The organism is Bradyrhizobium sp. 17, from assembly GCF_023073515.1.
In the GTDB taxonomy this organism is placed as follows: Bacteria; Pseudomonadota; Alphaproteobacteria; order Rhizobiales; family Xanthobacteraceae; genus Bradyrhizobium; species Bradyrhizobium canariense_D.
On the sequence record NZ_JADPJQ010000119.1, the window covers coordinates 95,067 to 117,884 of the forward strand.

A 22,818-nucleotide genomic window follows, 5' to 3' on the forward strand; every position below is an offset into this window, starting at 1 on the left:
GGGAGCGAAACGCTCGCCATCTCTAGAGCCATTTCCCTTCCGATGAAATCGGAACGGGGCTCTAGATTCTGGTTTGGCGCGTTCTCTTGACGCGAACCCGCATCCGCTGCGCTCGAAAAACGCTCTAGCCGGTCTTGAGCGCAAGCTCCATGACTTCGGCACGACCGACGAGGCCGGCATATTTCCCGATCGGCAGTGGCTTGCCGAGCAGATAGCCCTGCACGCCGTCACAGCCTTCCGCGGCGAGGAAGGCGAGTTGTTCCAGCGTCTCGACGCCTTCGGCGACGATCGACATTTCCAGGCCATGGCCGAGATCGATCACCGCGCGCACGATCGCCGCCGATTGCGGGTTGCGGCCGAGATTGATGATGAAGGCGCGGTCGATCTTGATCTTGTCGAACGGGAACGCCTGGAGATAGCTCAGCGAGGAATAACCGCTGCCGAAATCGTCCATGGAGATGCGCACGCCGAGCGCCTTGAGCCGGCGCAGCAGCGCCAGACCGCGATCGAAGTCCTCGATCAGCACGCCCTCGGTGATCTCGAGCTCGAGCCGACCGGGTGCGAGACCCGTCTCGAGCAGGATGGAATGCACGAGCCCGACCACGTCGCCGTGCATGAACTGCGCCGGCGACAGGTTGACCGCGATCTGAAGCGGCTTCGGCCAGGACGCGGCCTCGCGGCAGGCTTCGCGCAGGATCCACTCGCCCATCTCGACGATCAGGCCGCTTTCCTCCGCGATCGGGATGAATTCGGCCGGGGAGACCTGGCCGCGCACCGGATGCTGCCAGCGCGCCAGCGCCTCGAAGCCGATGATCTCGCTCTCGGCGACGCTGTGGCCCGCTGCTCCCTGCGGCTGGAAGGCGAGCGAGAGCTCGCCGTTCTTGATCGCCATCGAGAGATCCTGGTGCAGCACGCGGCGATCGCGGATCTGCTGGTCCATCTCCGGCTGGAACAGGCTGATCGTGCCGCGCGACTTCTGCTTGGCGCGGAACAGCGCCGCGCCGGCATTGGCGAGCAACGAGGCGGCGTCGGCGCCGTTGTGCGGGAAGATCGACATGCCGGTGGTGACGCCGGCGCGGACCGGGCGGCCGTCGATCTGGAATTCCTTAGCGACGGCATCACCGATCTGCTGCGCCAGCGCGAGACCTGCATCCGGCTGCTTACCGTCGATGATCAGGCCGAACTCGTCGCCGGACAGGCGCGCCACCACGCCGCCGCGCGCGGAGTCCTGGAGCCGCTGGGCCACCTCGACCAGGAGCTTGTCGCCGTGCGCATGACCGAAGACGTCGTTGACCTCCTTGAGACCGTCGAGATCGACGCACAGAACCGCGAACTCCTCGCCGGTGCCCTCGCAGGCCTCGATCATCTGGGTCAACGCCTGCAGGAAAGCGGCACGGTTCGGCAAATCGGTGAGGCCGTCGTGATAGGCCATGTGCGCCATGCGCGACTCGGTCTGCCGGCGATCGGTGACGTCCTCGTGGGTCTTGATCAGATATTGCGGCTCGCCGGTGTCGCTCAGCACGGTGGCGCGGCGGGTGAGGAACAGCCGCAGCCCGTCCTTTGTGGAGATCGGGTGCTCTTCGGTGATCATCCCACGCTTCTTGATCGCGGCTTCGTCGCGCGCGATGATCAGCTTGGCTTCCTTGGGATTGAAGATGTCGGACGCGGTCAGGCCTGTGGCTTCCTCGCGCCTGCGGTTGAGGATCGTCTCGGCGCTGCGGTTGGCGAGCAGGTAGCGGCCGTCCTTGACCTGCTCGACGATCAGGGCCACCGGGATGTTGTCGACCACGAGCTCGAGGAACTTCTTCGTGCTCTCCAGCTCCTTCGACAGCGAGCGGCGATCGGTGATGTCCTCGAACACGAGCATCAGGAATTCGGGCTTGTTGCTCTCGTTGCGGACAACGATCCGGATCGAGGCAACCATGCGTCGCTCACCGGCGCGGTCGACCTCGAATTCGTTGCGAAACTGGCCGTCCGGCGAATCGAGTGCCGTGCGGTCGGTCGCCTCGATGCTGTCCGCCGAGATCGGCGCAAACAGCTCGCGCGCGTTCTTGCCGACGACATGGTCGCGCGAGAAGCCCCAGAACCGCTCATAGGCGCTGTTGGCGAAGATGTAGCGACCATCCTCGATGTTCTTTGCGGCCACGCAGGCCGGCACGTTGTCCAGCACCGTTTCCAGGAACTGCTTGGTGGAGGCGAGCTGCCGCGACAGCCTGCGCTGCTCGCTGACGTCCAGATGCGTCGTCACCGAGCCGCCGTTGGGCAGCACGAAATATTTCACCAGGATGGCCCGCCCGTCCGGCAGTTCGGTGATCAAGCCGTTGGTGCTTGCCGCCTTCTCGTAGAACTCGTCGTTGGAGGCGGCGCCGAGCACCCCGCGCTTGCGTCGCAGCTCAAGGAGTTCGTAGCCGTTCATGTTGGCCCAGAGATCCGACCGCGCCAGGCCGTAAATCTCGATATAGCGGTCGTTGCAGAAGATGACGCGCCGCTGCGCATCCGTCATCACCACGCCCTGGTTGAGATTGTTCATGGCGGAGGAGACGAAGGCATTGCGCCGCAGCTGCAGACGCCTGGTCCGGCGCAGCGAGGAATGGATCCACAGCGCGATCGCGGCGAAGAACGAACAGATCACAATTCCCGCGATCAGGGCTTCCCAGATCACGTTGGGATCAAGCTCGCCGAGATAGCTCGGAGGGGTGAAGCTGTCTGAGAGGGCAAAGGCGCGCGCAGGCGCGACCGCTGCGGCCAGGCACACGACGGCCTGCACCGCAATCGGAAGCGCGCTGCCCGCGTGCCAGTTCTTCTCAGCCATCAGCCACCCGCGATTTCAACGTCGGATTGTCTGGCCTCGCGAGTTTGGATCGGGTAAACGCCTGTACGCGCAACGGAACAATGTGGCATCAAATACGGCAATTGCCCTGACATGATAAATGCTTCCTTAACGGAAAAAGCCCCCGCGTCGCCCTCCCCAGGCGTGGGGCCATCGTCGCTTCGAGCGGACGTCCTGCACGACCATGGATAGGGTGGACTGCGTCGTCATCGGAGCCGGCGTGATCGGGCTCGCGGTGGCTCGAAAGCTGGCGCAAGCCGGGCGCGAGGTGATCGTGCTCGAGCAAGCCGAGGCCATCGGCACCATCACCTCCTCGCGCAACAGCGAGGTGATCCATGCCGGCATCTACTACCGCGCCGGAAGCTGGATGGCGCGCATGTGCGTCGACGGCAAGCACGCGCTCTATCGTTACTGTTCCGAGCGCGGCATCCCGCACAGGAATTGCGGCAAGCTGATCGTCGCGACCAATCCGAAAGAGACCGAGAAGCTGCAATCGATCAAGGCGCATGCCGAGGCCAACGGCGTGCTCGACATGCAGTTGCTCACGGGTGATGCGGCACGTGCGCTGGAGCCGGCGCTCGCCTGTGACGCCGCGCTGCTGTCGCCGTCGACCGGCATCATCGACAGCCACGCCTACATGCTCTCGCTGCGCGGCGAAGCCGAGGACGCGGGCGCGGCCTTCGCGTTTCACACCCCGCTGATCCGTGCCAAGGCGACCGCCGGCGTCATCGAGATCGAGGCGGGCGGCGAAGCGCCGATGACGCTGCAATGCAGCCTCCTCGTCAACGCCGCCGGGCTCTCGGCGACCACCGTGGCGCGCAACATCGAGGGCATGCCGCTGGAACGGATCCCGACGGCCTACCTCGCCAAGGGAAACTACTTCAGCTGCAATGCTAGGGCGCCGTTCTCGCGCCTGATCTATCCGGTGCCCGAGCCCGGTGGCCTAGGGGTGCATCTGACGCTGGACATGGCCGGGCAGGCCCGTTTCGGCCCTGACGTCGAGTGGATCGAGACGATCGACTATGAGGTCGACCCGTCACGCGCCGAGCGCTTCTACCCGGCGATCCGCAAATACTGGCCGACGTTGCCTGACGGTGCTCTCATGCCGAGCTATTCGGGCATCCGCCCGAAGATTGTGCCGCCGGCGGTGGCCACGCAGGATTTCTTGATGCAGGGCCCGCGCGATCACGGCGTCGAAGGCCTGATCAATCTGTTCGGCATCGAGTCGCCCGGATTGACGTCATCGCTCGCGATCGCGGATCACGTCGCCGAGCTCGCAAACATCTAGTGGTTTAAAGCGAATTGGATTCCGGTTGCGCGTAAAGAACTGCGTCCAGACAAGACGCTGGAGCCGCGCAAATCCTTGCACGCTGCGCGCCTTGCAGCAGGGATGAGCGCAAAGGCTCCCATCCCTGCCTGAAAGGGTGCGATCAACTCTACGCTGTTACGGGGTTACTAGTGGAGCGTGTCGCCGTGCCTGAGACGCTCGATCTGGTCCTTGACCATCAACTTCCGGCGCTTCAACTCAACAATTTGCAGGTCGTCTGTTGAAAGGTGCACGAGAGCTTCGTGCAATTCGTTTTCGAGAGTTTTGTGCTTCCGTTCCAATTCAACCAGATGTGCCTGAATTGTCATTCGAAACCTCCTCGGTAGGGGTGAACCTTGGATTCGACCGGACGAGGAAGTGTACATCACCGATTTGTTCTGTCGATGGATATCAGTCGTCGCGCTGTCATTTTTAGAAATTCATATGTAACGAAGCGTGAGTAAGGGAACCACGCGGGAAAAATCCGTGATATCAATGCGCTTGCGCAACGCCGGAGCGACCGCAGAAATATCTCGCGGGAGATCGGCGCGCGACAGCCCGAGATCGCTTGCGATCACGGCGCGCAAGGACGATAGTTTCCACAGGGCATCCACAGCCTTAATCTCACGCCTATCGGTTTTTCGGCCACCGCAGACATGACCAATGAAGATGCGCGCGAACTCGAATCCGAGCTCGCCCGGTTGCACCAGGAACACCGAGATCTCGATGTGGCGATCGATGCACTGCATCAATCGCCCGCCCCCGACCTGTTGCGGTTACAGCGGTTGAAGAAACGCAAGCTGTTGTTGCGTGACCGTATCGCGTTCATCGAAGACCAGATCACGCCCGACATCATCGCCTGATCCACGGGTAGAACTTTACGGCGGCCCCGCCGCACGTAAATCCGCTTGACTCGAAAGGAACAAAATAAGAACATTTGAGCACCCAACACCCCCGGGGAAACCGTCTAAGGAAAATGCAGATGTCGGCAACCGCCCTTCTCGACAACAGCCATTATGAACAAGCCTGCGATCAGGCGATCGCGATGTGCGACGGCAATCTGCGCAGCACCATCAAGGCGCTGATCATGGCCAATGAATATCTGGAGGCCGAGCTGGAAGAATTGCAGGCGGCGGTTTCCGCAGGCTGCATTCCGGAGACCTCGCGCAGCAAGATGCGGAGCAAGAGCAGCGCCGCCTGACTGTCAGCTATCGGAGCCGACCATGTCCGATGTCACCTATTACGTTGCATTACCTTTCCTGACCGACGAGGACGGATCGCCGGTCGCGGGTGCGGCCGAGGAATGCCAGAGCGCGGCGGCCGCGCTACGGCGCGCCGAGATTATGTCGCACGGCGCCGGCCACACCGGCGCGGTCGCGTTCAGCCGCAGCGGCGATCCCATGACCGGCGAATTCGGGGACGCAAAACTGCTCCGCAGCTTCGGCGACGTACCGAAAGACCTCGGCACGCTTTAACTAGCTGCTGACGAGCCTGATGTGCGGCTCGTGCCGCCGGTGCGCCTTGCGCACATACATCGCGGCATCGGCCTCCTCCAGGGCGCGCGTGGCGTCGGATTGCACTCCGAGCAGGGCGACGCCGGCGGAAGCGCCCGCGCTCACGTGCTGGCCGCGAAAGACAAAGGACAATTCGTCGATGGCCTGCTCGAAAGCCGCGGCCTTCGCCTTGGCGTCGGTCTCGCTGAGATTCCAGAGCAGCAGCGCGAACTCGTCGCCGCCGAGCCGGCCGACCACGTCCGAAGCGCGGATCTGCCGCGTCAGCGTGGTGGCAATCGCCTTCAGGACCTCGTCGCCGGCCGCATGGCCGAAGGAATCGTTGATCGGCTTCAACCGATCGACGTCGAGCACGATCAGCGCCCCGCTGGCGCGGTAGCGCTTCATGTAGGCGACGGCGCGGGCGAGCTCGCGTTCGAAGCCGCGCCGGTTCGGAATTTCGAGCAGGAAATCGGTGTCGGCAGCCGCCTCGAGCTCCGCGACCCGCCGCAGCGCCCCCCTGAGCTTGCTCCGGAGCTCGCGGATGGTCGCGTTGATGGCCGGCTCGATGGCCGCTTTGGCCCCGTCATCGGCAGACGCTGCCCGCTGCGACGGCCTGGTCGGACGCCGCGCCGGACCCTTGATCCGACGCTTGGCCGGACGCTTGAGAGCAACTTTGGAGCGGCCGGCACTGGGCTTCGGGCCCTTTTTGGCCTTCGCAGCGCTTGCCCTTTTTGGTTTCTTCATGGGCATCCTGCTCAATGAAGGCTTGCGGGGATTCACCAAGACAGGATAGTTCATTCCCTTCTCCTTGCCACCGCCTTGCGAGCCACCGGCCGGAACCTTTAGTCTGGCCTATCTTTCTGTTTTTCGAGAACAATTCACGTCATGACCGCGCCGATCGCCATCATCATGGGAAGCCAGTCGGACTGGGACACGATGCGGCATGCCGCCGACACGCTCGCAGGGCTCGGCGTTGCCGCCGACACCCGCATCGTTTCGGCCCACCGCACCCCCGACCGGCTGTTTACGTTCGCCAAAGGCGCCAAGACGGCTGGTTACAAGGTCATCATCGCCGGCGCGGGTGGCGCAGCCCACCTGCCCGGCATGGCGGCGGCTCTGACGGAATTGCCCGTGTTCGGCGTCCCCATCGAATCCAGGACGCTCAAGGGCATCGATTCGCTCTATTCGATCGTCCAGATGCCCGCAGGCATCCCGGTCGGCACCCTCGCCATCGGCAAGGCGGGCGCCATCAATGCGGCGTTGCTGGCGGCGGCCGTGCTGGCCTTGTCCGACCCGGCCTTGTCCGATCGCCTCGCCGCCTGGCGCAAGGCGCAGACCGAGGCCGTGGCCGAGCGCCCGGAGGACAAGGCGTGACTGACGCAAAGCAGGTGAAGCTGAAGCCCGGCGACACCATTGGCATCCTCGGCGGCGGACAATTGGGGCGGATGCTGGCCATGGCGGCGGCCCGGCTTGGCCTGCGCTGCCAGGTGTTCTCGCCCGATCCGGACTCACCGGCCTTCGACGTCGTCCTGAATGCGACCTGCGCCGAATATGCCGATGTCGAAGCACTCGAGCTGTTCGCCAACGACGTCGACGTCATCACCTACGAATTTGAGAACGTGCCGTCCGCGGCCGCGATGGTGCTGGATGCGCGCCGCCCGGTGCTGCCCAACCGCAAGATCCTCGAGACCACCCAGGACCGGCTCGCCGAGAAGGATTTCGTGACGCGGCTGGGCATCGGCACCGCAGCCTACGCCGACGTCACCTCGGTCCCGTCATTGCGCGAGGCGATCGCCAGGATCGGCCTTCCGGCGGTGCTGAAGACCCGTCGCTTCGGCTATGACGGCAAGGGCCAGGCCATCATCCGCGAGGGCGACGACGTCGCGAAAGTGTGGACCAGTCTCGCCACCAAATCGGCCATCCTGGAAGCCTTCGTGCCGTACGAGCGTGAGATTTCCGTGATCGCCGCCCGCTCGGCCACGGGCCAGGTCGAGTGTTTCGACGTCACCGAAAACGAGCACCGCGACCACATCCTGAAGATCTCCCGTGCGCCCGCCCGGATCCCGGACGTGCTCGCCGAGGAAGCGCGCAGTATCGCCGGCAAGATCGCGGGCGCGCTCGATTATGTCGGCGTGCTTGCCGTCGAGATGTTCGTGCTCGCCAACGGCACCGGACCCAAGGTGCTGGTCAACGAGATCGCTCCGCGCGTGCACAATTCCGGACATTGGACGCTCGACGGTGCGTCCGTCTCGCAGTTCGAGCAGCACATCCGCGCCATTGCCGGCTGGCCCCTCGGCAAGCCCGTGCGCCACGGCGAAGTCGTCACCATGACCAATCTGATCGGCGACGAGATCAACGAATATGACAAGTGGCTGAGCGTCGCGGGCGCAACGGTGCACATCTACGGCAAGGGCGCGCCGCGTCCGGGCCGCAAGATGGGACATGTCACCGAAGTGCGACCCACGACCGGCAAATAACGGGACCGCGGCGCATGCCGCGATCCCGCTTTGCAGTTATGCCGTCTTCGCGCCCGCGACGACGCCAGTGGGCTCTTCGCTGAGCCAACGATAGATCACCCCGCCCAGCGCGCCGCCGATCAGTGGCGCAACCCAGAACAACCAGAGCTGCGACAGCGCCCAGCCGCCGACGAACAGCGCGGGCCCCGTGCTACGCGCCGGGTTCACGGAGGTGTTGGTGACGGGGATGCTGACGAGATGGATCATCACCAGCGCGAGCCCGATCGCCAGCGGCGCAAAGCCGGCGGGCGCGCGGCCGTGAGTCGCGCCCATGATGATGAACAGGAACATCATGGTCATGACCACCTCGGTGAGGAAGCACACGATCATGCTGTACTGGCCGGGAGAATGGGCATCGTACCCGTTGGACGCGAACCCCTTGCTGACGTCGAAGCCGGGAGCTCCGCTTGCGATGACGTAGAGCAGCCACGCGGCCACGATCGCGCCGGCGACCTGCGCAATCACATAAGGCAGGATCTGTCCGGCCGGAAAACGTCCGCCGGCGGCAAGACCGACAGTGACGGCCGGATTGAGATGACAGCCTGAGATGTGGCCGATCGCATAGGCCATTGTGACCACGCTCAGTCCGAACGCGAGGGAGACACCGACCAGACCGATGCCAACCTGCGGAAAGCCGGCTGCGATCACCGCACTTCCGCAACCTGCGAATGTGAGCCAAAAGGTACCGATAGCTTCGGCCGCGTATTTCTTCATATCCATGTGTCGTCCCCTGCTTTCAAAGATTCCGGAACAAAGCTCCGGAAACGGCCCCACCCTTGGCGTCAAATCTCCCAAATCAGGGCCGCACAGAGGTATTTTGCCTCATTTAATGGCTGAACTTGGCCCGAAAACCCGCTTGGCCGGTGGACATCCCAAGTTTTGTCTGATACATCCGCGCCCTCAAGGTTAAGGGCTTGTGCGTTTCGCCATCCCCTTTGACTTACCAGAATTCAAATCCGATCCACTGAAGAGGATGCCGCGTGCAGGTTCTCGTTCGCGATAACAATGTCGATCAAGCCCTCAAGGCGCTGAAGAAGAAGATGCAGCGCGAGGGTATTTTCCGCGAGATGAAGCTCCGCGGTCACTACGAAAAGCCCTCCGAGAAGAAGGCCCGTGAAAAGGCCGAAGCCGTGCGTCGCGCACGCAAGCTGGCCCGCAAGAAGCTGCAGCGCGAAGGCCTGCTGCCGATGAAGCCGAAGCCGGTGTTCGGTGCTGGCCCCGGCGGTGATCGTGGCGGTCGCGGCGGCCCGGGTGCAGGCGCAGGTGCAAGTGCTGGTCCGCGCGGACCGCGCTGATTTACCCGACTTGAGAGATTTCAGTTTTCGATGACGCGGGCCCCTGGCCCGCGTTATTGTTTTGTGAGCGGTGCCTTGCTGGGATGGGGCACTACCGATGCGGCACTAGCGCGAGCGAACCGTAGATGGCCTCCCCTCTCCCCAAGCGCGGCTTGGCGCGGCTACGGCAGATCTTGCAGCAGCCGTTTGCGCTGGCCTTGATGGGGATTTCGCTATGCGGCTGCTCCTTCGACCTGGGGTCGCTGACGCCGGAGAAGGAGAAGCCGCAGGAGGCACCCAAGGCGGCCACGACCGCTGAGAACGTGGTCAGCGCCGGCAATGTCAGCGAAGCCCAAGCCCATACGGCAAAGGCCCAGGCTCTGGCAAAGTCCGGCGAGACGGCGGCCGCGCTCGATGAATTCAATCACGCGGTCGGACTCGATCCGTACAACGCGCAGGCGCTCTATGGCCGCGCCCTGATCTACCAGGGCAAGAACCAGCACGACTTCGCCATCGCCGATTTCAGTGCCGCGAGCGGCCTTAACCCGCAGAAGGTCGAGCCGCTGCTCGGCCGCGCCACCAGTTATCTCGCCGTCGGCAAGGTCAAGGAGGCCGCGGCCGATCTGGATGAGGCTTCCGAGGCCGATCCCCACAATGCCCAAGTCTGGACCATACGCGGGCAAGCCTATGAACGGCTGGGCGACAGGACCAAGGCGGCGGCGTCCTACACCAAGGCGGTCTCGCTTCGCCCACGCGACGACGCCGCCCGCAGCGGCCTCGCCCGCGTCGGCGGCTGACGAGTCTGGCGCAGCGCGGGCGCCGTCTTAATCCGGGGTGACGCTCTTCGGCAGAACGGAGTGGAACATGGACTTAACGCCCGACAGCATGTCGTCGGCGACATTGGTCTTCGGCCGCGGCATCGACGCGCCGGCATCGGCGCGCAGATCGAGCGGGGGCGCAATCATCGGGACCGGAATATCAGCCGGCGGCGTCAGCCGATTCGGGTTCTCGTTGCCGACCGACGCCGTGTAGGGCGGGCTCGGCTGCGACGAGCCGCCATTGCCATAGGCCTCGGCTGCGGGTGTCGAGACCGTGATCGGCGGCGGCAACGGACGCACCGATGACGTATCCACGGGAATGATACGCGGGGCCTCCGGAGTGCGGGCGGCTTCACGCACCGCAGGCTCCTGAGTCTTCTCGGGCGCCTTGGTCTCGGAAGACTTATTGTCGGAAGCCTTTGTGTCGGCAGCCTTTGTGTCGGAAGCTTTGGCCTCAGCCGCTTTGCTCTCAGGCGACTTGCGCAGGCGCTCGATCGCGGCGCGCACGAGATCGTTGGCGTCGGGGGTTGCGGCCGGCGCGGCAGCAGCGGGCGCCGAATTGGCCTCCACCACCGGGGCGGCGGGAGCGGCTGCACTGACGGCCGGCGTGGACTTGGCGACTGCCTTCTCGCGACCGGACGGCTTGCCGCGCGGGGCGGCCTCGGCCGGTGCCACGTCCGCCGTCGAGGTCTTCGACTCCGCGCCCGGATGATCGGCAGCCTTCTCGGCCGCCGGCTTGTCCGTCACGTTCTTCTCGGAGATGCCCTTGGCCTTGACGCCGGGCGCGGGGAGGTTGGCCACATCGGCGGGCTTGCCGTTCTTGCCGGCCTCGGCGGGCGCCGTCACGGCCGCGGGCGCATCCGCCGCCGGCTTGGCGTTGATGTAATGATTAACGATATACGCCCCGATGATCGTTGCGAGCACCGAGGGGAAGATGTCCATCGAGATTTTAGCGATGTATTTCAGCATTCCGGCCACTCCCCGCGCGATCTGATGCGGGAACTTTGAGGCATAGTGAGGGATCAACTGCGACGGATCAATGGCAAAGGGGTACGCCGGACTTACGACTTCAGCTCAACCTCAAGGAACACGATCTCGGTTGCGGTTTCGTTAAGCACGTCGTGCTGGACGCCGGCCTTGCGAAAATAGGATTTCCCGGCCGCAAGCTGTGCTTTGGACCGCTCGCCATCGGGCGCCACGATGGTCATTTCCCCTCCGACCACGGGAACAATGACGTAGTCCATGCCATGGGTGTGATGCCCGGTGGCGCTGTTTGGCGCGAGCCGCCACTCGGTCACCCGAACCTGCTCATTGTCGACCTGAACCTCGGACTCGGCGGCAAGCATCGGAACTCTCCTGGGGCATATCCGGAAAACCGGTTCAGGGCACGAAAACCACGAACACGTAGACGGCAAATACCACCTTATGGACCAGCCCGAACAGGACATTGGTCCTGCCCGTACCGAAGGTCAGCATGCTCAGGAAGAAGGTCAGGAGCAAAGGCAGGCGGCGCGCCGATCCTGGCCGCGACGGCATCGACCACCAGCGAGAATTTCTTGGACAGCAACACGACCGCCAGCAGCGCAATCAGCGGCAGCACGACGCTGAGCACCAAGGCCCGGCCCGACAGATGCGCCTCGCACGGCCAGCGCCGGAAAGATCCAGGCCGATCGAGGCGTCGGATTGTGCGCGCTCATCCATCGGCTCCAATTGTCTCAGCCGAGCAGTAGCAATCGCGCGGCAGATTCAATGCCAGCGCAGGATCGGAGCGAACGGCAGCAGCGTCAGCAGCACGAACAGCGGGATCAGCACCGCGCTGGCGCGCAGGAAATAACCGAAGAAGCTCGGCATCTCGATGCCGTTCTCGCTGGCGATGCTGCTCACCATGAAATTCGGCGCATTGCCGATATAGGTAAGCGCGCCCATGTAGACTGCGCCCATGGAGATGGAGGCGAGCGTGCCCGAGAGTTCGTGCATCAGCATCTGCGGGTCGCCGCCGGCGAGCTCGAAGAACAACAGATAGGTCGGCGCATTGTCGAGGAACGCCGACATCAGACCGGTGAACCAGAAATAGGCAACCTCGCGCGGCGTGCCGTCCGGAGCGGTCACGGCCGACAACAGCCAGGCGAACGCGCCGTGATGGCCGGCATCGAGCATGGCGATGACCGGGATGATCGCGATGAAAATGCCGGCGAACAGCTTTGCGACTTCGCGGATCGGCTCCCAGGTGAAGCCGTTGGCCTGCCGGTGCTCGTCCGGCGTCAACCACACCGACAGGCCCGCTATGGCCAGCAGCGCCGCGTTGCGGGCGATATCTTCCAGCTCCAGCCTGGTTCCGAGAATGTCGAAAGCGATGCCGGGCTTCCACATCGCCGAGGCCAGCAGGCTCGCGACGATGGCTGCAATCAGCACCAGGTTGACGAGGCCGCGGATGCGGACCGGCTTCGCGGCGCCGGCGGCGCCGAGCAAGGGTTCGCTGCGGAAGCGCCAGACGTCGATGACGACGAAGATCGCGAGCAGCAGTCCGGCAACGATCGCCGTCTGCAGCCAGATGGTCCGCGTGGTCCAGAAGAAGTCGACACCATGCAGGAAGCCGACGAACAGCGGGGGATCGCCGAGCGGGCTCAGCGCGCCACCGACATTGGCGACCAGGATGATGAAGAAGATGACGACATGGGCGTTGTAGCGCCGCGGTCGGTTGGCGCGGATCAGAGGGCGGATCAGGATCATGGCCGCCCCCGTGGTGCCGACGACACTCGCCATCACCGTACCGAGCGCGAGGATGCCGGCATTTGATGCCGACGTCGCCTTGATGTCGCCCGTCACGAGAATGCCGCCAGCCACGACATAGAGCGAGAACAGCAGCACGATGAAGCCGAGATATTCGGCGAGCATGGCGTGAACGAGCGCCGCCAACGTCGCCATGCTCCCGGCCAGGATGACGAGCGAGGCGAGTGCCAGCAGCGACCAGGCCGCGGCGATCTTGCCGTAATGATGGTGCCAGACTTTTGCAAACAGCAGCGGCCCGAGAGCGATCGACAGCAGGAGGCCGGCAAAGGGCAGCGCATACGGCCAGCGCATCGCCGCGCCGTCGAGCCCGGTCGCCGCCCATGCGTGCTGTGGCAACAACACGACGAGGATCGCGGCGATGAACCCGCTCGCGCGCCGAACGACAAGCCGTCTAGAAAGCAATGAAGTGCCTCGCCGTTTCAATCGCACCGAACGCATCGAGATTGTCGTGTCCACCGCCCGCAAAGCGAACGAACTCCTTCGGTTCGTGCGCAAGCGCGAACAGACGCTCTCCGAACACGATGGAAATGGCAAGGTCATCGGTGCCATGCATCACCAATAGCGGCACAGTGACGCGCGGGATGCGCTCGTCGGAATGAAATGGATCTCGCATCAGCAGGCGGACCGGAACGTACCAGAACGATGAAGCTGCAATATCGGCCGTCGATGTATAGGGCGCTTCCAGGATGAGTTTTCCAACACGATGCTCCGAGGCGATCGCGACCGCCACGCCGGTCCCGAGCGAAAAGCCCCACGCGACGATTCGCTCCGCCGCGTAGCGCGCGGTGGTGAAGGCGTAGGCGGCCGCGGCATCGCGCAGCAGGCCCGCCTCGCTCGGCGCCCCGCTCGAGCCGGCATAGCCGCGATAGGACAGCGCGACCAGGCCGGTGCCGTCCGCCGTCATGGCCTTGAGGCGGCTGACGCGACCAGCGAGATAATCGCCATTGCCCGGAAAATACAGGATCACGGGGCGGCCTGGCTTCGCCGGCACGTGCCAGACGATGACATTCTCGCCATCGGAGGTAGTCAGGACGTGCTCTTCGGCCTCGGGGAAGCCTGCGGCGTCCGGCGTGGTGCGACCGACGGGCGGGATCGGAAACAGCATCTCGCGCTGCCTGACATACAGCACGAGGAGACCGGCGCAATAGACGGTCACGAGCAGGATGGCGATCCATTTGACGATGGTCATGATGACGCGACCCGGCCCCTGTTCAGGGTTTGCACCGGCTCGGCAGCAATTTCATGACATCGCCCGAGGCGGGCCGGAACGTCACGGCAGCCGCACGCCGCCTGGTGAGCGGTGTGCCACGCGACGCGCTGCTCGCGCGTCGCATTGGCAATGGCCCGCTTGCCTCCGCGCTACATCGCCTTGACGATGTTCTCGGTGACCTTCTTGGCGTCGCCGAGCAGCATCATGGTGTTGTCGCGATAGAACAGCGGATTGTCGATGCCGGCATAGCCGGAAGCGAGCGAGCGCTTGATGAACATCACGGTGCCGGCCTTCCAGACCTGGAGCACCGGCATGCCGTAGATCGGCGAGGTCTTGTCCTCTTCGGCCGCCGGATTGGTGACGTCGTTGGCGCCGATCACGAAGGCGATATCGGCCTGCGCGAATTCGGAGTTGATGTCCTCGAGCTCGAACACCTCGTCATAGGGCACGTTGGCCTCGGCCAGCAGCACGTTCATGTGGCCGGGCATGCGGCCGGCGACCGGGTGAATGGCGTATTTCACCTCGACGCCTTCTTTCTTCAGGATGTCGCCCATTTCACGCAGCGCATGCTGAGCCTGTGCCACCGCCATGCCATAGCCGGGCACGATGATGACCTTCTGCGCGTTCTTCATGATGAAGGCTGCGTCGTCGGCCGAGCCGAGCTTGGCCGGCTTCTGCTCGCCGCCGCCACCGCCGGCCGCCGCGGTCTCGCCGCCGAAGCCGCCGAGAATGACCGAGATGAAGGAGCGGTTCATCGCGTGGCACATGATGTAGGACAGGATCGCGCCGCTTGATCCCACCAGCGCGCCGGTGATGATCAGCGCGGAATTGCCGAGGGTGAAGCCGATGCCGGCCGCGGCCCAGCCCGAGTACGAGTTAAGCATCGAAATCACGACCGGCATGTCGGCGCCGCCGATCGGGATGATCATGAGGACGCCGAGCGCCAGCGCGATGATGACGATCAGCCAGAAGTCGAGCGCGCTGCCCGTCATGACCAGCCCGACGATGAAGACGACGAGCGCGATCGCGAGCGCAATGTTGATGATGTGGCGGAACGGCAGGATGATCGGCGCACCGCTCATGCGCGCGGACAGCTTCAGGAACGCGATCACCGAGCCGGTGAAGGTCAGCGCGCCGATGGCGACGCCGAGCGACATCTCGACCAGGCTCTGCGGATGGATGTTGCCGGGGCTGCCGATGTCGAAGGCCTCCGGCGCGTAGAACGCACCGGCCGCGACCAGCACCGCGGCCATGCCGACCAGCGAATGGAACGCGGCGACCAGTTCCGGCATTGAGGTCATCGGCACCCGGCGGGCAATCACTGCGCCGACGCTGCCGCCGATCGCGATGCCAAGGATCACGAGGATCCAGGCGAGGCCGTCCGCCGGCGGATGGCTGGCCAGCGTGGTGGCGACCGCGATCGCCATGCCGATCATGCCGAAGAAATTACCCTGCCGCGATGTGGCGGGGCTGGACAGCCCGCGCAGCGACAGGATGAACAGCACACCTGCCACGAGATACAGAACTGCAGCCAGATTGGCGTTCATCTCAGGTCCCCTTTGTCTTTGTCACCCCGAGGTGAACGCCGCTCACTTCACCTTCTTCTTGTACATCGCCAGCATGCGCTGGGTGACAAGGAAGCCGCCGAAGATATTCACGCAGGCGAAAATGAGCGCGATGAAGCCGAAGCCGCGCGCCCAGCCCGAGCCGCTCGAGATCATGCCGACCCCGACCGCGAGCAGCGCACCGACCACGATCACCGAGGAGATCGCATTGGTCACACTCATCAGCGGCGTATGCAGCGCCGGGGTCACCGACCACACCACGAAATAGCCGACGAAGACGGCGAGAACGAAGATCGACAGCCGGAAGACGAAGGGGTCGACGACCTGTGCAACATGCTCCATGGCGGCTCTCCTTACGCTTTCGGCTGGAAGTTCGGGTGGATGACGGCGCCGTCCCTGGTCAGCGCGGTCGCTTTGACGAGCTCGTCGTCCCAGTTCACGGCCAGCGCCTTGCTGGTCTTGTCGACCATCGTTTCGATGAAGTTGAACAAATTGCGCGCGTAGAGGCTGGAGGCCGACGCCGCGACGCGGCCGGCGACGTTGGTGTAGCCGACGATCTTGATGCCACCGACATCAGCGACCTCGCCCGCCTTGACGCCTTCGACATTGCCGCCGCGCTCGACGGCGAGATCGACCAGCACTGATCCCGGCTTCATCGACTTGACCATGTCAGCCGTGACGAGCCTCGGCGCCGGCCGGCCCGGAATCAGCGCGGTGGTGATCACGATGTCCTGCTTCTTGATGTGCTCGGCGGTGAGCGCGGCCTGCTTGGCCTGGTATTCCTTGGACATTTCCTTGGCGTAGCCGCCGGCGGTCTGCGCGTTCTTGAATTCCTCGTCCTCGACGGCGAGGAATTTTGCACCGAGCGATTCGACCTGCTCCTTGGTGGCGGGCCGGACGTCGGTCGCGGTGACGACGGCGCCGAGACGGCGTGCGGTCGCGATCGCCTGGAGGCCGGCGACGCCGACGCCCATCACGAACACTTTGGCGGCGGGCACCGTGCCGGCCGCGGTCATCATCATCGGGAAGGCGCGTCCGAAGGCCTCGGCGCCCTCGATCACGGCGCGGTAGCCGGCGAGGTTGGCCTGCGAGGACAGCACGTCCATCACCTGCGCGCGCGTGATGCGCGGCATCAATTCCATCGCGAAGGCGGAGACACCGGCATCGGCGATCGTCTTCAGCGCGGCCTCGTTGCCGTAGGGGTCCATGATGGCGATGACGAGCGCGCCGCGCTTGTACTGCGCCAACTCGGAGGCTTCAGGGCGCTTCACCTTGATGATGATGTCGGCGTCCTTCAGCGCGTCGGCGCTGACGGTGGCGCCCACGGCGGTGAATTCGGAGTCCGGCAGGCCCGACTTGAGGCCGGCGCCCGGCTCGACGGCGATCTCGGCGCCCAACGCCTTGAACTTCTTCACCGTATCCGGCGAAGCGGCGACCCGCGGCTCCGACGGATCGATTTCCTTGGCAACGGCGATCTTCATAGGCCCTCCGGCGACGCGGGAAGAAGCGCGCACGCGAACTTAGCGTTACTCCCGCAACGTTGGATACCGGTTTTCAATCCGGCTTGATTGCAAATTTTATAGGCACCGACGACACTGGCGGTGCTGCAGGGGATGAATCAGGTCAGGAAGATCGCCATCAGGATCACGATAAGCGCGACCGAGACCGTGCCGTACTTCACCAGCTTGATGAAGCCCTCGTAGGTCTGCTCGTGGGCAACGTAGTCGTTGCCGTCGGCGGTGCTGTACGCCACTTCGCTATGGTCAGCCATGAATTGTCCCCAGTCGAAAGTCGAATTTCGTGGCTGGGATACCGCAAACTTCCGGGCAGGGCAACGGCACGGAGGCGCGGTTTCCCGGCAAATCAGGTCATTTGGAATTCCAATGGGCGGGAATTCGGCTCAGACCGGTGATCCGCCCGTCAGAGGCGGTCTCCGATGCCACGAGCCGAGGCCTCTCAGCGCAGGCCGAGCGCACGGCGGACTGCGCCGATCGGCTCCACCTTGCTGTCGCAGAAGTTTCGCTTTGCGCAGCGTTCTCCCGGAACGTTGACGACGATTGCATCCGCGCCGGCATCCTCGGTGAGAAAACCGTGGCTCATGTGGAAACCCAGCGCGCGGTAGACCTCGAACTGCTCCTCCGAGAAGAACTGGTCACCGGTGGTTTCATGCGGGAAGGTGTCGTTGCGGCGTGCATAGTCGCGGATGTAGTCGTTCTCGTCTCCGGTCAGGGACGACTTGATGTACACGAGGTACCCCTTTTCCCCCGAGCCGTAGTCGATGGTGCCGACCGCCACGTGCGGTCCGCCCGCCGTGCGCCGGGCCGGGGATTTGGTTGCGTTGCACTTCATCCACTCGAGCGTGGTGTTGCGGATCGGCGTCCACGGCAGATCGATGATGATCCCGAGATCGATGCGCGCATAGCGCTGCAGCGTCACCAGGGATGAGAAATTCATGGGTGCATCGGCTTCGGCGTCAACCGCGATGATCACCTTGCAGCGTCGTCGCAACAACTCGTAGACACCGAGATTCTCGATGTGTCCGCCGTCCGTCAGGTAGACCGCATCGGCATTCTCGTAAAGCCGGCCCGAGATCTCAGACCATAGAAACAAAGGGGTCGAGTGGTGCTGCGGCTTGTCCTTTGTCGAGACCCAGCGCGGGTTCTTCAACCAGTACCCCAGGCGCACGTTGAGGAGCGCCAGGGTCGGGGTCAGCGAGCGGATCGACCCCGAGCCCATGTTCGACGAAGCAGCGGCCCCGGAGATTGCCATCGCGGTCGCAAGATCGAGGCCCGGCGCGACCTTCTCGAATGCCGGTGTATTCGCATAGCCAGTGGCCTCGCTGCCGACGTGCAGCGGCGAGAATATGAAGAAATCCGCGTTCCGTCCCCGCCGATTGGCGAAGTCGGATCCTTGGATGTTCAGCGCGGCGTTGATGATGGGATATGGCGAGGCCAGGCTGCATTTTTTCGATGTCGCGACCGTCATCGCTCCCGCTGGATCGACCCCGTAGACCATCTGATGTAACAGACCGCTCAGCTTCTCCTCGTCGAGCGGAAGGAAATCCCTCCCCTGGTCCAGGCTCGGCATGTTCCGCGACGGCTCCCCGTCGGCGTAATAGAGCGGATTGAACAAGAAGGCCTTGCTGAGGCGATCACGATAGAGCCGGTGCAACGAATTGGCATTCGGCCCGAGAACCCACGACAGGCCGAACATGGCCGAGCCCGACAAGAAGTAGAGCAGCATCATCCGCCAGCTGACACTGTTGCCGAACTGGTACTTCGACCAAGTGAATTTGTCCGGGGACTGCAATGACGCAACGGAAAACAGCCATGCGGGAATGTGCGAGATCGGCCCCACCGGCTTGGAGACGACGACCTTCGCTTCGCGATTGGTGATTTCGGCCGAGAGCTTGCGGGTCGCCGAGTCAAACTGGACATTTCCCTTGACATCGACACCGGCCGCGGGCGGCACGGGTTGCACGCCAGCCGCTCCCCACTCCTCGATCATGGGGTATTGACGGTAGGCGGCGTCGAGGGTCTTGTCGTTCGCGATGCCCCAATAGCAAAGATAGAGATATCCGACCCAGATCAGCAAGGGCAGCGCCAGTCCCGCGACAAGCACGGCTGCTTTCGCCGCATGGGCGAGCAGGCGTGATCCCAGGTCCGAGGCGCCGGCGCCCTTCAGCAGGTCGGCGAATTGCTGCCGGAACAGCGTGACAGCCGCCGCAACCGGCGCAGTGATGGCCGCAAGCGATTGGACCCACTTGATTGCAACGCCGCCAATGATGCCGCCGGACTGAGTCGTGTTAGCGTCGGCGACATCGAACATCTGGGCGATCATGAAGGGCTGAAATTCGAAGAAGCAGATGGCGGCAAGCAGAACGAGATAGGTCGCGCCGACCGTCGACGGATAGCCGCGGAATTCACCTCCCTTGGTCGACGAAATCGATCGCAGCACTGCCCAGCCAAAGAAAAGCGCAAGGCCGAGCAGGACCGCTGCAAGCGAAAGGCCAAAGTGATCGACATTCAGGCAGCTGGCGATCGCACAGATGAGACCCATCGCAAACGCAAGACCGGCCAGGTACCGAAACAGCTCGCGCCGCCCGACTTTGAAAAGGCGCCCGACCAACAAAAGCAGCAAAGCGACAACAAGGCCGACAAGAAAGAAGGCAGGCATCAATCCCAGGCTGGAGAGGGGACCAAGATTGTGGGTGTCGTCGACGCTCAGGCCGAAGAAATTGGTCGTATAGAGTGACGAGCGTGCGGCGTTGGACAGGATCGTGATCACTGCAACGAGCAGTACAACCGGCAGCGTCAGGCTCAGATTGGCAACGAGTCCACGCACGACGATTGCGACGCCGGTGATCAGGTCGCGCGCGCCGGCCGGAACGAGATAGTTCGAGTAATTCCGGATATGGCCCACCGCAGGCGTGTCACTGATCTCATTTGCGCTCTCGGCTCCAGGTGTCGGCGTGCTTCCGAAGACGAAATTCTGCGCCCGCGTCATGGTCGCCGTAAACGAACAGCCGGTGTAACCGCCGCCCGATACGGTCGACAGATAGTCGATGTGCTTGATGAGCCCGTGGTGATTGAAAGCCTGCAAGACGCCGAGGCAGATTGCGGAGGATCGGATCCCGCCGCCTGACAGCGCAAGGCCGACCGTGTCGATCGCCTTTTCGTCGCCAGGGTATGCAACGGGATCCATACCCTGGGCTAGGCGGCGGTTGTTGATGGCTGCGAGCTCGCGCTTGACGATCTTCCGGTGCTGCGTCCCCCACAGCTGCTGTTCCCCCACAGCCCGTGGCGGCTCCACCTTGGGGTCTGGGGCACTGATCCTGGCCATGTTCGCCTCCCTGGCCGAGCACACGCGACGATCAACGATCACAGATTGCATTGCAGGTCGAACCCGCCTGCAAGAATTAGTCCGGTCCCGGGCACAAACGTTCAATGTGCATGGCGGGATCTTTACAACCCGCCTCCCCCGTTGTCGGAACAACGGGACACTCGGACGGCCGACCCGACCTGCTCGCTGCAGCGCTGAAGGCGGTTCGGCTCAGCCCATCGCTTCCAGTTCGTCGATCATGCCGGCGATGACGCTCAGGCCGCCGTCCCAGAACTTTGGATCCTTGGCATCGAGCCCGAACGGCCGCAGCAGTTCGGAATAATGCTTGGTGCCGCCGGCGGCGAGCATGTCGAGATAGCGCTCGGCAAAGCCTTCGGCCGCGTTCTCGTAGACGGCGTAGAGCGAGTTCACGAGACAATCGCCGAATGCATAGGCGTAGACGTAGAACGGCGAATGGATGAAGTGCGGGATGTACATCCAGTAGTTCTCGTAGCCCGCTTTGATCTCGATTGCCGGACCAAGGCTCTCGCCCTGCACCGAGAGCCAGATCTCGCCGAGCCGCGTCGCGGTGAGCTCGCCGTTCTTGCGTTCGGTGTGGACCGCGCGCTCGAAGGAATAGAACGCGATCTGCCGCACCACGGTGTTGATCATGTCCTCGACCTTGCCGGCGAGCAGCGCCTGGCGCTGCCTTGCGCTCCTGGTCTGCGCCAGCAGCCGCCGGAAGGTCAGCATCTCGCCGAACACGCTCGCGGTCTCCGCCAGCGTCAGCGGCGTCGGCGCCATCAACGCGCCGTTCCTGGCCGCCAGCACCTGATGCACGCCATGGCCGAGCTCATGGGCGAGCGTCATCACGTCGCGCGGCTTGCCCTGGTAGTTCATCAGCACGTAGGGGTGCGCGGACGGCGTGGTCGGATGCGAGAAGGCCCCCGGCGCCTTGCCCGGACGTACCGGCGCGTCGATCCAGCGGTCGGCAAAGAAGCGCTCGGCGATATCAGCCATCTTGGGCGAGAAGCCGCGATAGGCGGAGAGCACCATGTTTCGCGCATCGCCCCAGCCGATCACGTCGGTCGCAGCAAAAGGCAGCGGCGCGTTGCGGTCCCAATAGGCCAGGCGCTTCCTGCCGAACCAGCGTGCCTTCAGCGCGTAGTAGCGATGCGACAATTTTGGATAGGCTGCGCGCACCGAGGCGACCAGCGCATCCACCACCTCGCGCTCGACGCGGTTGTTCAGGTGCCGGGAATCTGCGACGTCCTTGAAGCCGCGCCAGCTATCGGAGATGTCCTTGTCTTTGGCCAAAGTGTTGGTGATCAGCGCAAAGGTGCGCTCATTGGCCTTGAAGGTCTTTGCGAGCGCCTCTGCCGCGGCCTTGCGCTTGGCGCCGTCGCGGTCCTGCAACAGATTGAGCGTCGGCTCGATCGCGAGCTCCTTGGGCCCGACCTTGAAGCGCAGGCTCGAAATGGTCTGGTCGAACAGCCGATTGAAGGCGGAATAGCCGGTCTGCGCCTTCTCCAGGAAGAGCTGCTCGAGCTTGTCCTCGAGCTGGTACGGTTTCTCCTTGCGTAGATCCTCGATCCAGGGACGGTAGTGCGCGAGCTCGGTGGCCTGCATCGCGCGGTTCAAAATATCGTCATCGATCCGGTTGAGCTCGAGCGCGAAGAACAGCAGATGCGTCGATGCCGCCGTCAGGCGCTCGGAAACGTCGCCGTAAAACTTTGAAATCTTGGGGTCCACGCTGTCGCCGGCATGAACGAGGCCAGCGTACGAGCCGAGCCGGCCGGCGAGGTCGTCGATCGCCTCATAGCGTCGCACGGCTTCTGCGAGCCATTTTCCGCCATCTTCCTTTGCTGTTCCTGTTGCGAGCTTGCCCTTGTAGTCCGTCTCGAACGCGACGCAATCGGCATCCATCTTTGCGAGATCGCGCGCCACTTCCGGCGCATCGATCCCGGAATAGAGGTCGGCGAGGTTCCACTCCGGAAGCTTGCCGGTCTTGCTCGCAGGCTTTGCGGGTGAAGGTCTGGAGGACTTTGCCTTGATGACCGATTGCTTGGTGCCTGGTTTGCGGAGAGCAGACTTTTTGAGAGCAGACTTTTTGAGTGCAAGCTTGGAGCTCGAATTCATTGTGTGGGAAACCTGTGTTCAACAATCGCGACGGCGGGCGGGGGCATCAGGATTTA

General features: G+C 63.7%; 22 protein-coding genes and 1 pseudogene. 8 read left to right on the forward strand and 15 right to left on the reverse strand.

The features are described from left to right. Positions 1–124: 124 nt before the first annotated feature. The gene (locus tag IVB13_RS27990) at positions 125–2,812 is read right to left on the reverse strand and encodes an EAL domain-containing protein (protein WP_018453827.1); all 2,688 of its coding nucleotides are present in this window, start codon (positions 2,810–2,812) and stop codon (positions 125–127) included. A 202-nt stretch (positions 2,813–3,014) separates the two neighbouring features. On the opposite strand from IVB13_RS27990, the gene IVB13_RS27995 reads away from it, so the two are divergent. Then, positions 3,015–4,118, forward strand: a complete 1,104-nt coding sequence (locus tag IVB13_RS27995; protein WP_018453826.1) for an NAD(P)/FAD-dependent oxidoreductase — start codon at positions 3,015–3,017, stop codon at positions 4,116–4,118. Positions 4,119–4,285: 167 nt separating this feature from the next. Here IVB13_RS27995 and IVB13_RS28000 read toward each other — a convergent pair whose 3' ends face one another. Next, a complete protein-coding gene (locus IVB13_RS28000; RefSeq protein ID WP_007596254.1) occupies positions 4,286–4,465 on the reverse strand; it encodes a DUF465 domain-containing protein in 180 nt (59 codons plus the stop codon). A 327-nt stretch (positions 4,466–4,792) separates the two neighbouring features. On the opposite strand from IVB13_RS28000, the gene IVB13_RS28005 reads away from it, so the two are divergent. From IVB13_RS28005 to IVB13_RS28015, 3 genes are all read left to right on the forward strand, one after another. After that, entirely contained in the window at positions 4,793–4,999 is a 207-nt protein-coding gene (locus tag IVB13_RS28005) for a DUF465 domain-containing protein (RefSeq protein ID WP_007596255.1), read from the forward strand. Between the two features lie 119 nt (positions 5,000–5,118). Beyond that, positions 5,119–5,337 (forward strand): hypothetical protein, encoded by a 219-nt coding sequence (locus tag IVB13_RS28010; RefSeq protein ID WP_007614210.1) that lies wholly within the window; start codon positions 5,119–5,121, stop codon positions 5,335–5,337. 22 nt (positions 5,338–5,359) lie between these two features. Next, complete coding sequence (locus IVB13_RS28015; RefSeq protein ID WP_007614211.1) at positions 5,360–5,611, forward strand: hypothetical protein; 252 nt, start codon at positions 5,360–5,362, stop codon at positions 5,609–5,611. Here the strand turns inward: IVB13_RS28015 and IVB13_RS28020 are convergent, their stop codons facing one another. Further along, the gene (locus IVB13_RS28020) at positions 5,612–6,373 is read right to left on the reverse strand and encodes a GGDEF domain-containing protein (protein ID WP_018453822.1); all 762 of its coding nucleotides are present in this window, start codon (positions 6,371–6,373) and stop codon (positions 5,612–5,614) included. It lies immediately after the preceding gene. 141 nt (positions 6,374–6,514) lie between these two features. On the opposite strand from IVB13_RS28020, the gene purE reads away from it, so the two are divergent. Together purE and IVB13_RS28030 are read left to right on the forward strand one after the other, a co-directional pair. Beyond that, complete coding sequence (gene purE / locus IVB13_RS28025; RefSeq protein ID WP_007614214.1) at positions 6,515–7,003, forward strand: 5-(carboxyamino)imidazole ribonucleotide mutase; 489 nt, start codon at positions 6,515–6,517, stop codon at positions 7,001–7,003. Beyond that, entirely contained in the window at positions 7,000–8,106 is a 1,107-nt protein-coding gene (locus IVB13_RS28030) for a 5-(carboxyamino)imidazole ribonucleotide synthase (RefSeq protein WP_018453821.1), read from the forward strand. Before purE ends, IVB13_RS28030 begins: the two co-directional genes overlap by 4 nt. A gap of 36 nt (positions 8,107–8,142) precedes the next feature. Here the strand turns inward: IVB13_RS28030 and aqpZ are convergent, their stop codons facing one another. Then, positions 8,143–8,865: an aquaporin Z gene (aqpZ, locus tag IVB13_RS28035; RefSeq protein ID WP_018453820.1), complete on the reverse strand. Its 723-nt coding sequence runs from the start codon at positions 8,863–8,865 to the stop codon at positions 8,143–8,145. Positions 8,866–9,125: 260 nt separating this feature from the next. Here aqpZ and rpsU point away from each other — a divergent pair, with 260 nt between their 5' ends. Together rpsU and IVB13_RS28045 are read left to right on the forward strand one after the other, a co-directional pair. Then, positions 9,126–9,440: a 30S ribosomal protein S21 gene (rpsU, locus tag IVB13_RS28040; protein WP_007614218.1), complete on the forward strand. Its 315-nt coding sequence runs from the start codon at positions 9,126–9,128 to the stop codon at positions 9,438–9,440. A 125-nt stretch (positions 9,441–9,565) separates the two neighbouring features. Next, positions 9,566–10,216, forward strand: coding sequence for a tetratricopeptide repeat protein (locus IVB13_RS28045; protein ID WP_026232602.1), 651 nt, complete (start codon positions 9,566–9,568; stop codon positions 10,214–10,216). Positions 10,217–10,243: 27 nt separating this feature from the next. Here the strand turns inward: IVB13_RS28045 and IVB13_RS28050 are convergent, their stop codons facing one another. The 11 genes and pseudogenes from IVB13_RS28050 to IVB13_RS28100 all read right to left on the reverse strand — a co-directional run bounded on the left by IVB13_RS28050 (position 10,244) and on the right by IVB13_RS28100 (position 22,762). Further along, positions 10,244–11,206, reverse strand: coding sequence for a hypothetical protein (locus IVB13_RS28050; RefSeq protein ID WP_018453818.1), 963 nt, complete (start codon positions 11,204–11,206; stop codon positions 10,244–10,246). 92 nt (positions 11,207–11,298) lie between these two features. Then, on the reverse strand, positions 11,299–11,583 hold the full coding sequence (locus IVB13_RS28055) for a cupin domain-containing protein (RefSeq protein ID WP_018453817.1): 285 nt from the start codon (positions 11,581–11,583) through the stop codon (positions 11,299–11,301). 34 nt (positions 11,584–11,617) lie between these two features. Beyond that, positions 11,618–11,873: pseudogene (locus IVB13_RS28060) on the reverse strand (ionic transporter y4hA); the annotation flags it as partial. A gap of 110 nt (positions 11,874–11,983) precedes the next feature. Then, entirely contained in the window at positions 11,984–13,465 is a 1,482-nt protein-coding gene (locus IVB13_RS28065) for a sodium:proton antiporter (RefSeq protein ID WP_026232601.1), read from the reverse strand. Beyond that, positions 13,419–14,216 (reverse strand): alpha/beta hydrolase, encoded by a 798-nt coding sequence (locus tag IVB13_RS28070; protein WP_018453814.1) that lies wholly within the window; start codon positions 14,214–14,216, stop codon positions 13,419–13,421. The genes IVB13_RS28065 and IVB13_RS28070 overlap by 47 nt, the downstream gene beginning before the upstream one ends. Before the next feature lie 170 nt (positions 14,217–14,386). Then, complete coding sequence (locus tag IVB13_RS28075) at positions 14,387–15,784, reverse strand: NAD(P)(+) transhydrogenase (Re/Si-specific) subunit beta (protein ID WP_018453813.1); 1,398 nt, start codon at positions 15,782–15,784, stop codon at positions 14,387–14,389. Between the two features lie 42 nt (positions 15,785–15,826). Beyond that, entirely contained in the window at positions 15,827–16,144 is a 318-nt protein-coding gene (locus IVB13_RS28080; RefSeq protein WP_018453812.1) for a proton-translocating transhydrogenase family protein, read from the reverse strand. A gap of 11 nt (positions 16,145–16,155) precedes the next feature. Next, a complete protein-coding gene (locus IVB13_RS28085) occupies positions 16,156–17,283 on the reverse strand; it encodes a Re/Si-specific NAD(P)(+) transhydrogenase subunit alpha (RefSeq protein ID WP_018453811.1) in 1,128 nt (375 codons plus the stop codon). A 137-nt stretch (positions 17,284–17,420) separates the two neighbouring features. Then, positions 17,421–17,573, reverse strand: coding sequence for an aa3-type cytochrome c oxidase subunit IV (locus IVB13_RS28090; RefSeq protein WP_007596280.1), 153 nt, complete (start codon positions 17,571–17,573; stop codon positions 17,421–17,423). A 185-nt stretch (positions 17,574–17,758) separates the two neighbouring features. Further along, entirely contained in the window at positions 17,759–20,644 is a 2,886-nt protein-coding gene (locus IVB13_RS28095) for a cell division protein (protein WP_026232600.1), read from the reverse strand. Positions 20,645–20,854: 210 nt separating this feature from the next. Next, the gene (locus tag IVB13_RS28100; protein WP_018453809.1) at positions 20,855–22,762 is read right to left on the reverse strand and encodes a M3 family oligoendopeptidase; all 1,908 of its coding nucleotides are present in this window, start codon (positions 22,760–22,762) and stop codon (positions 20,855–20,857) included. Positions 22,763–22,818: the final 56 nt, after the last annotated feature.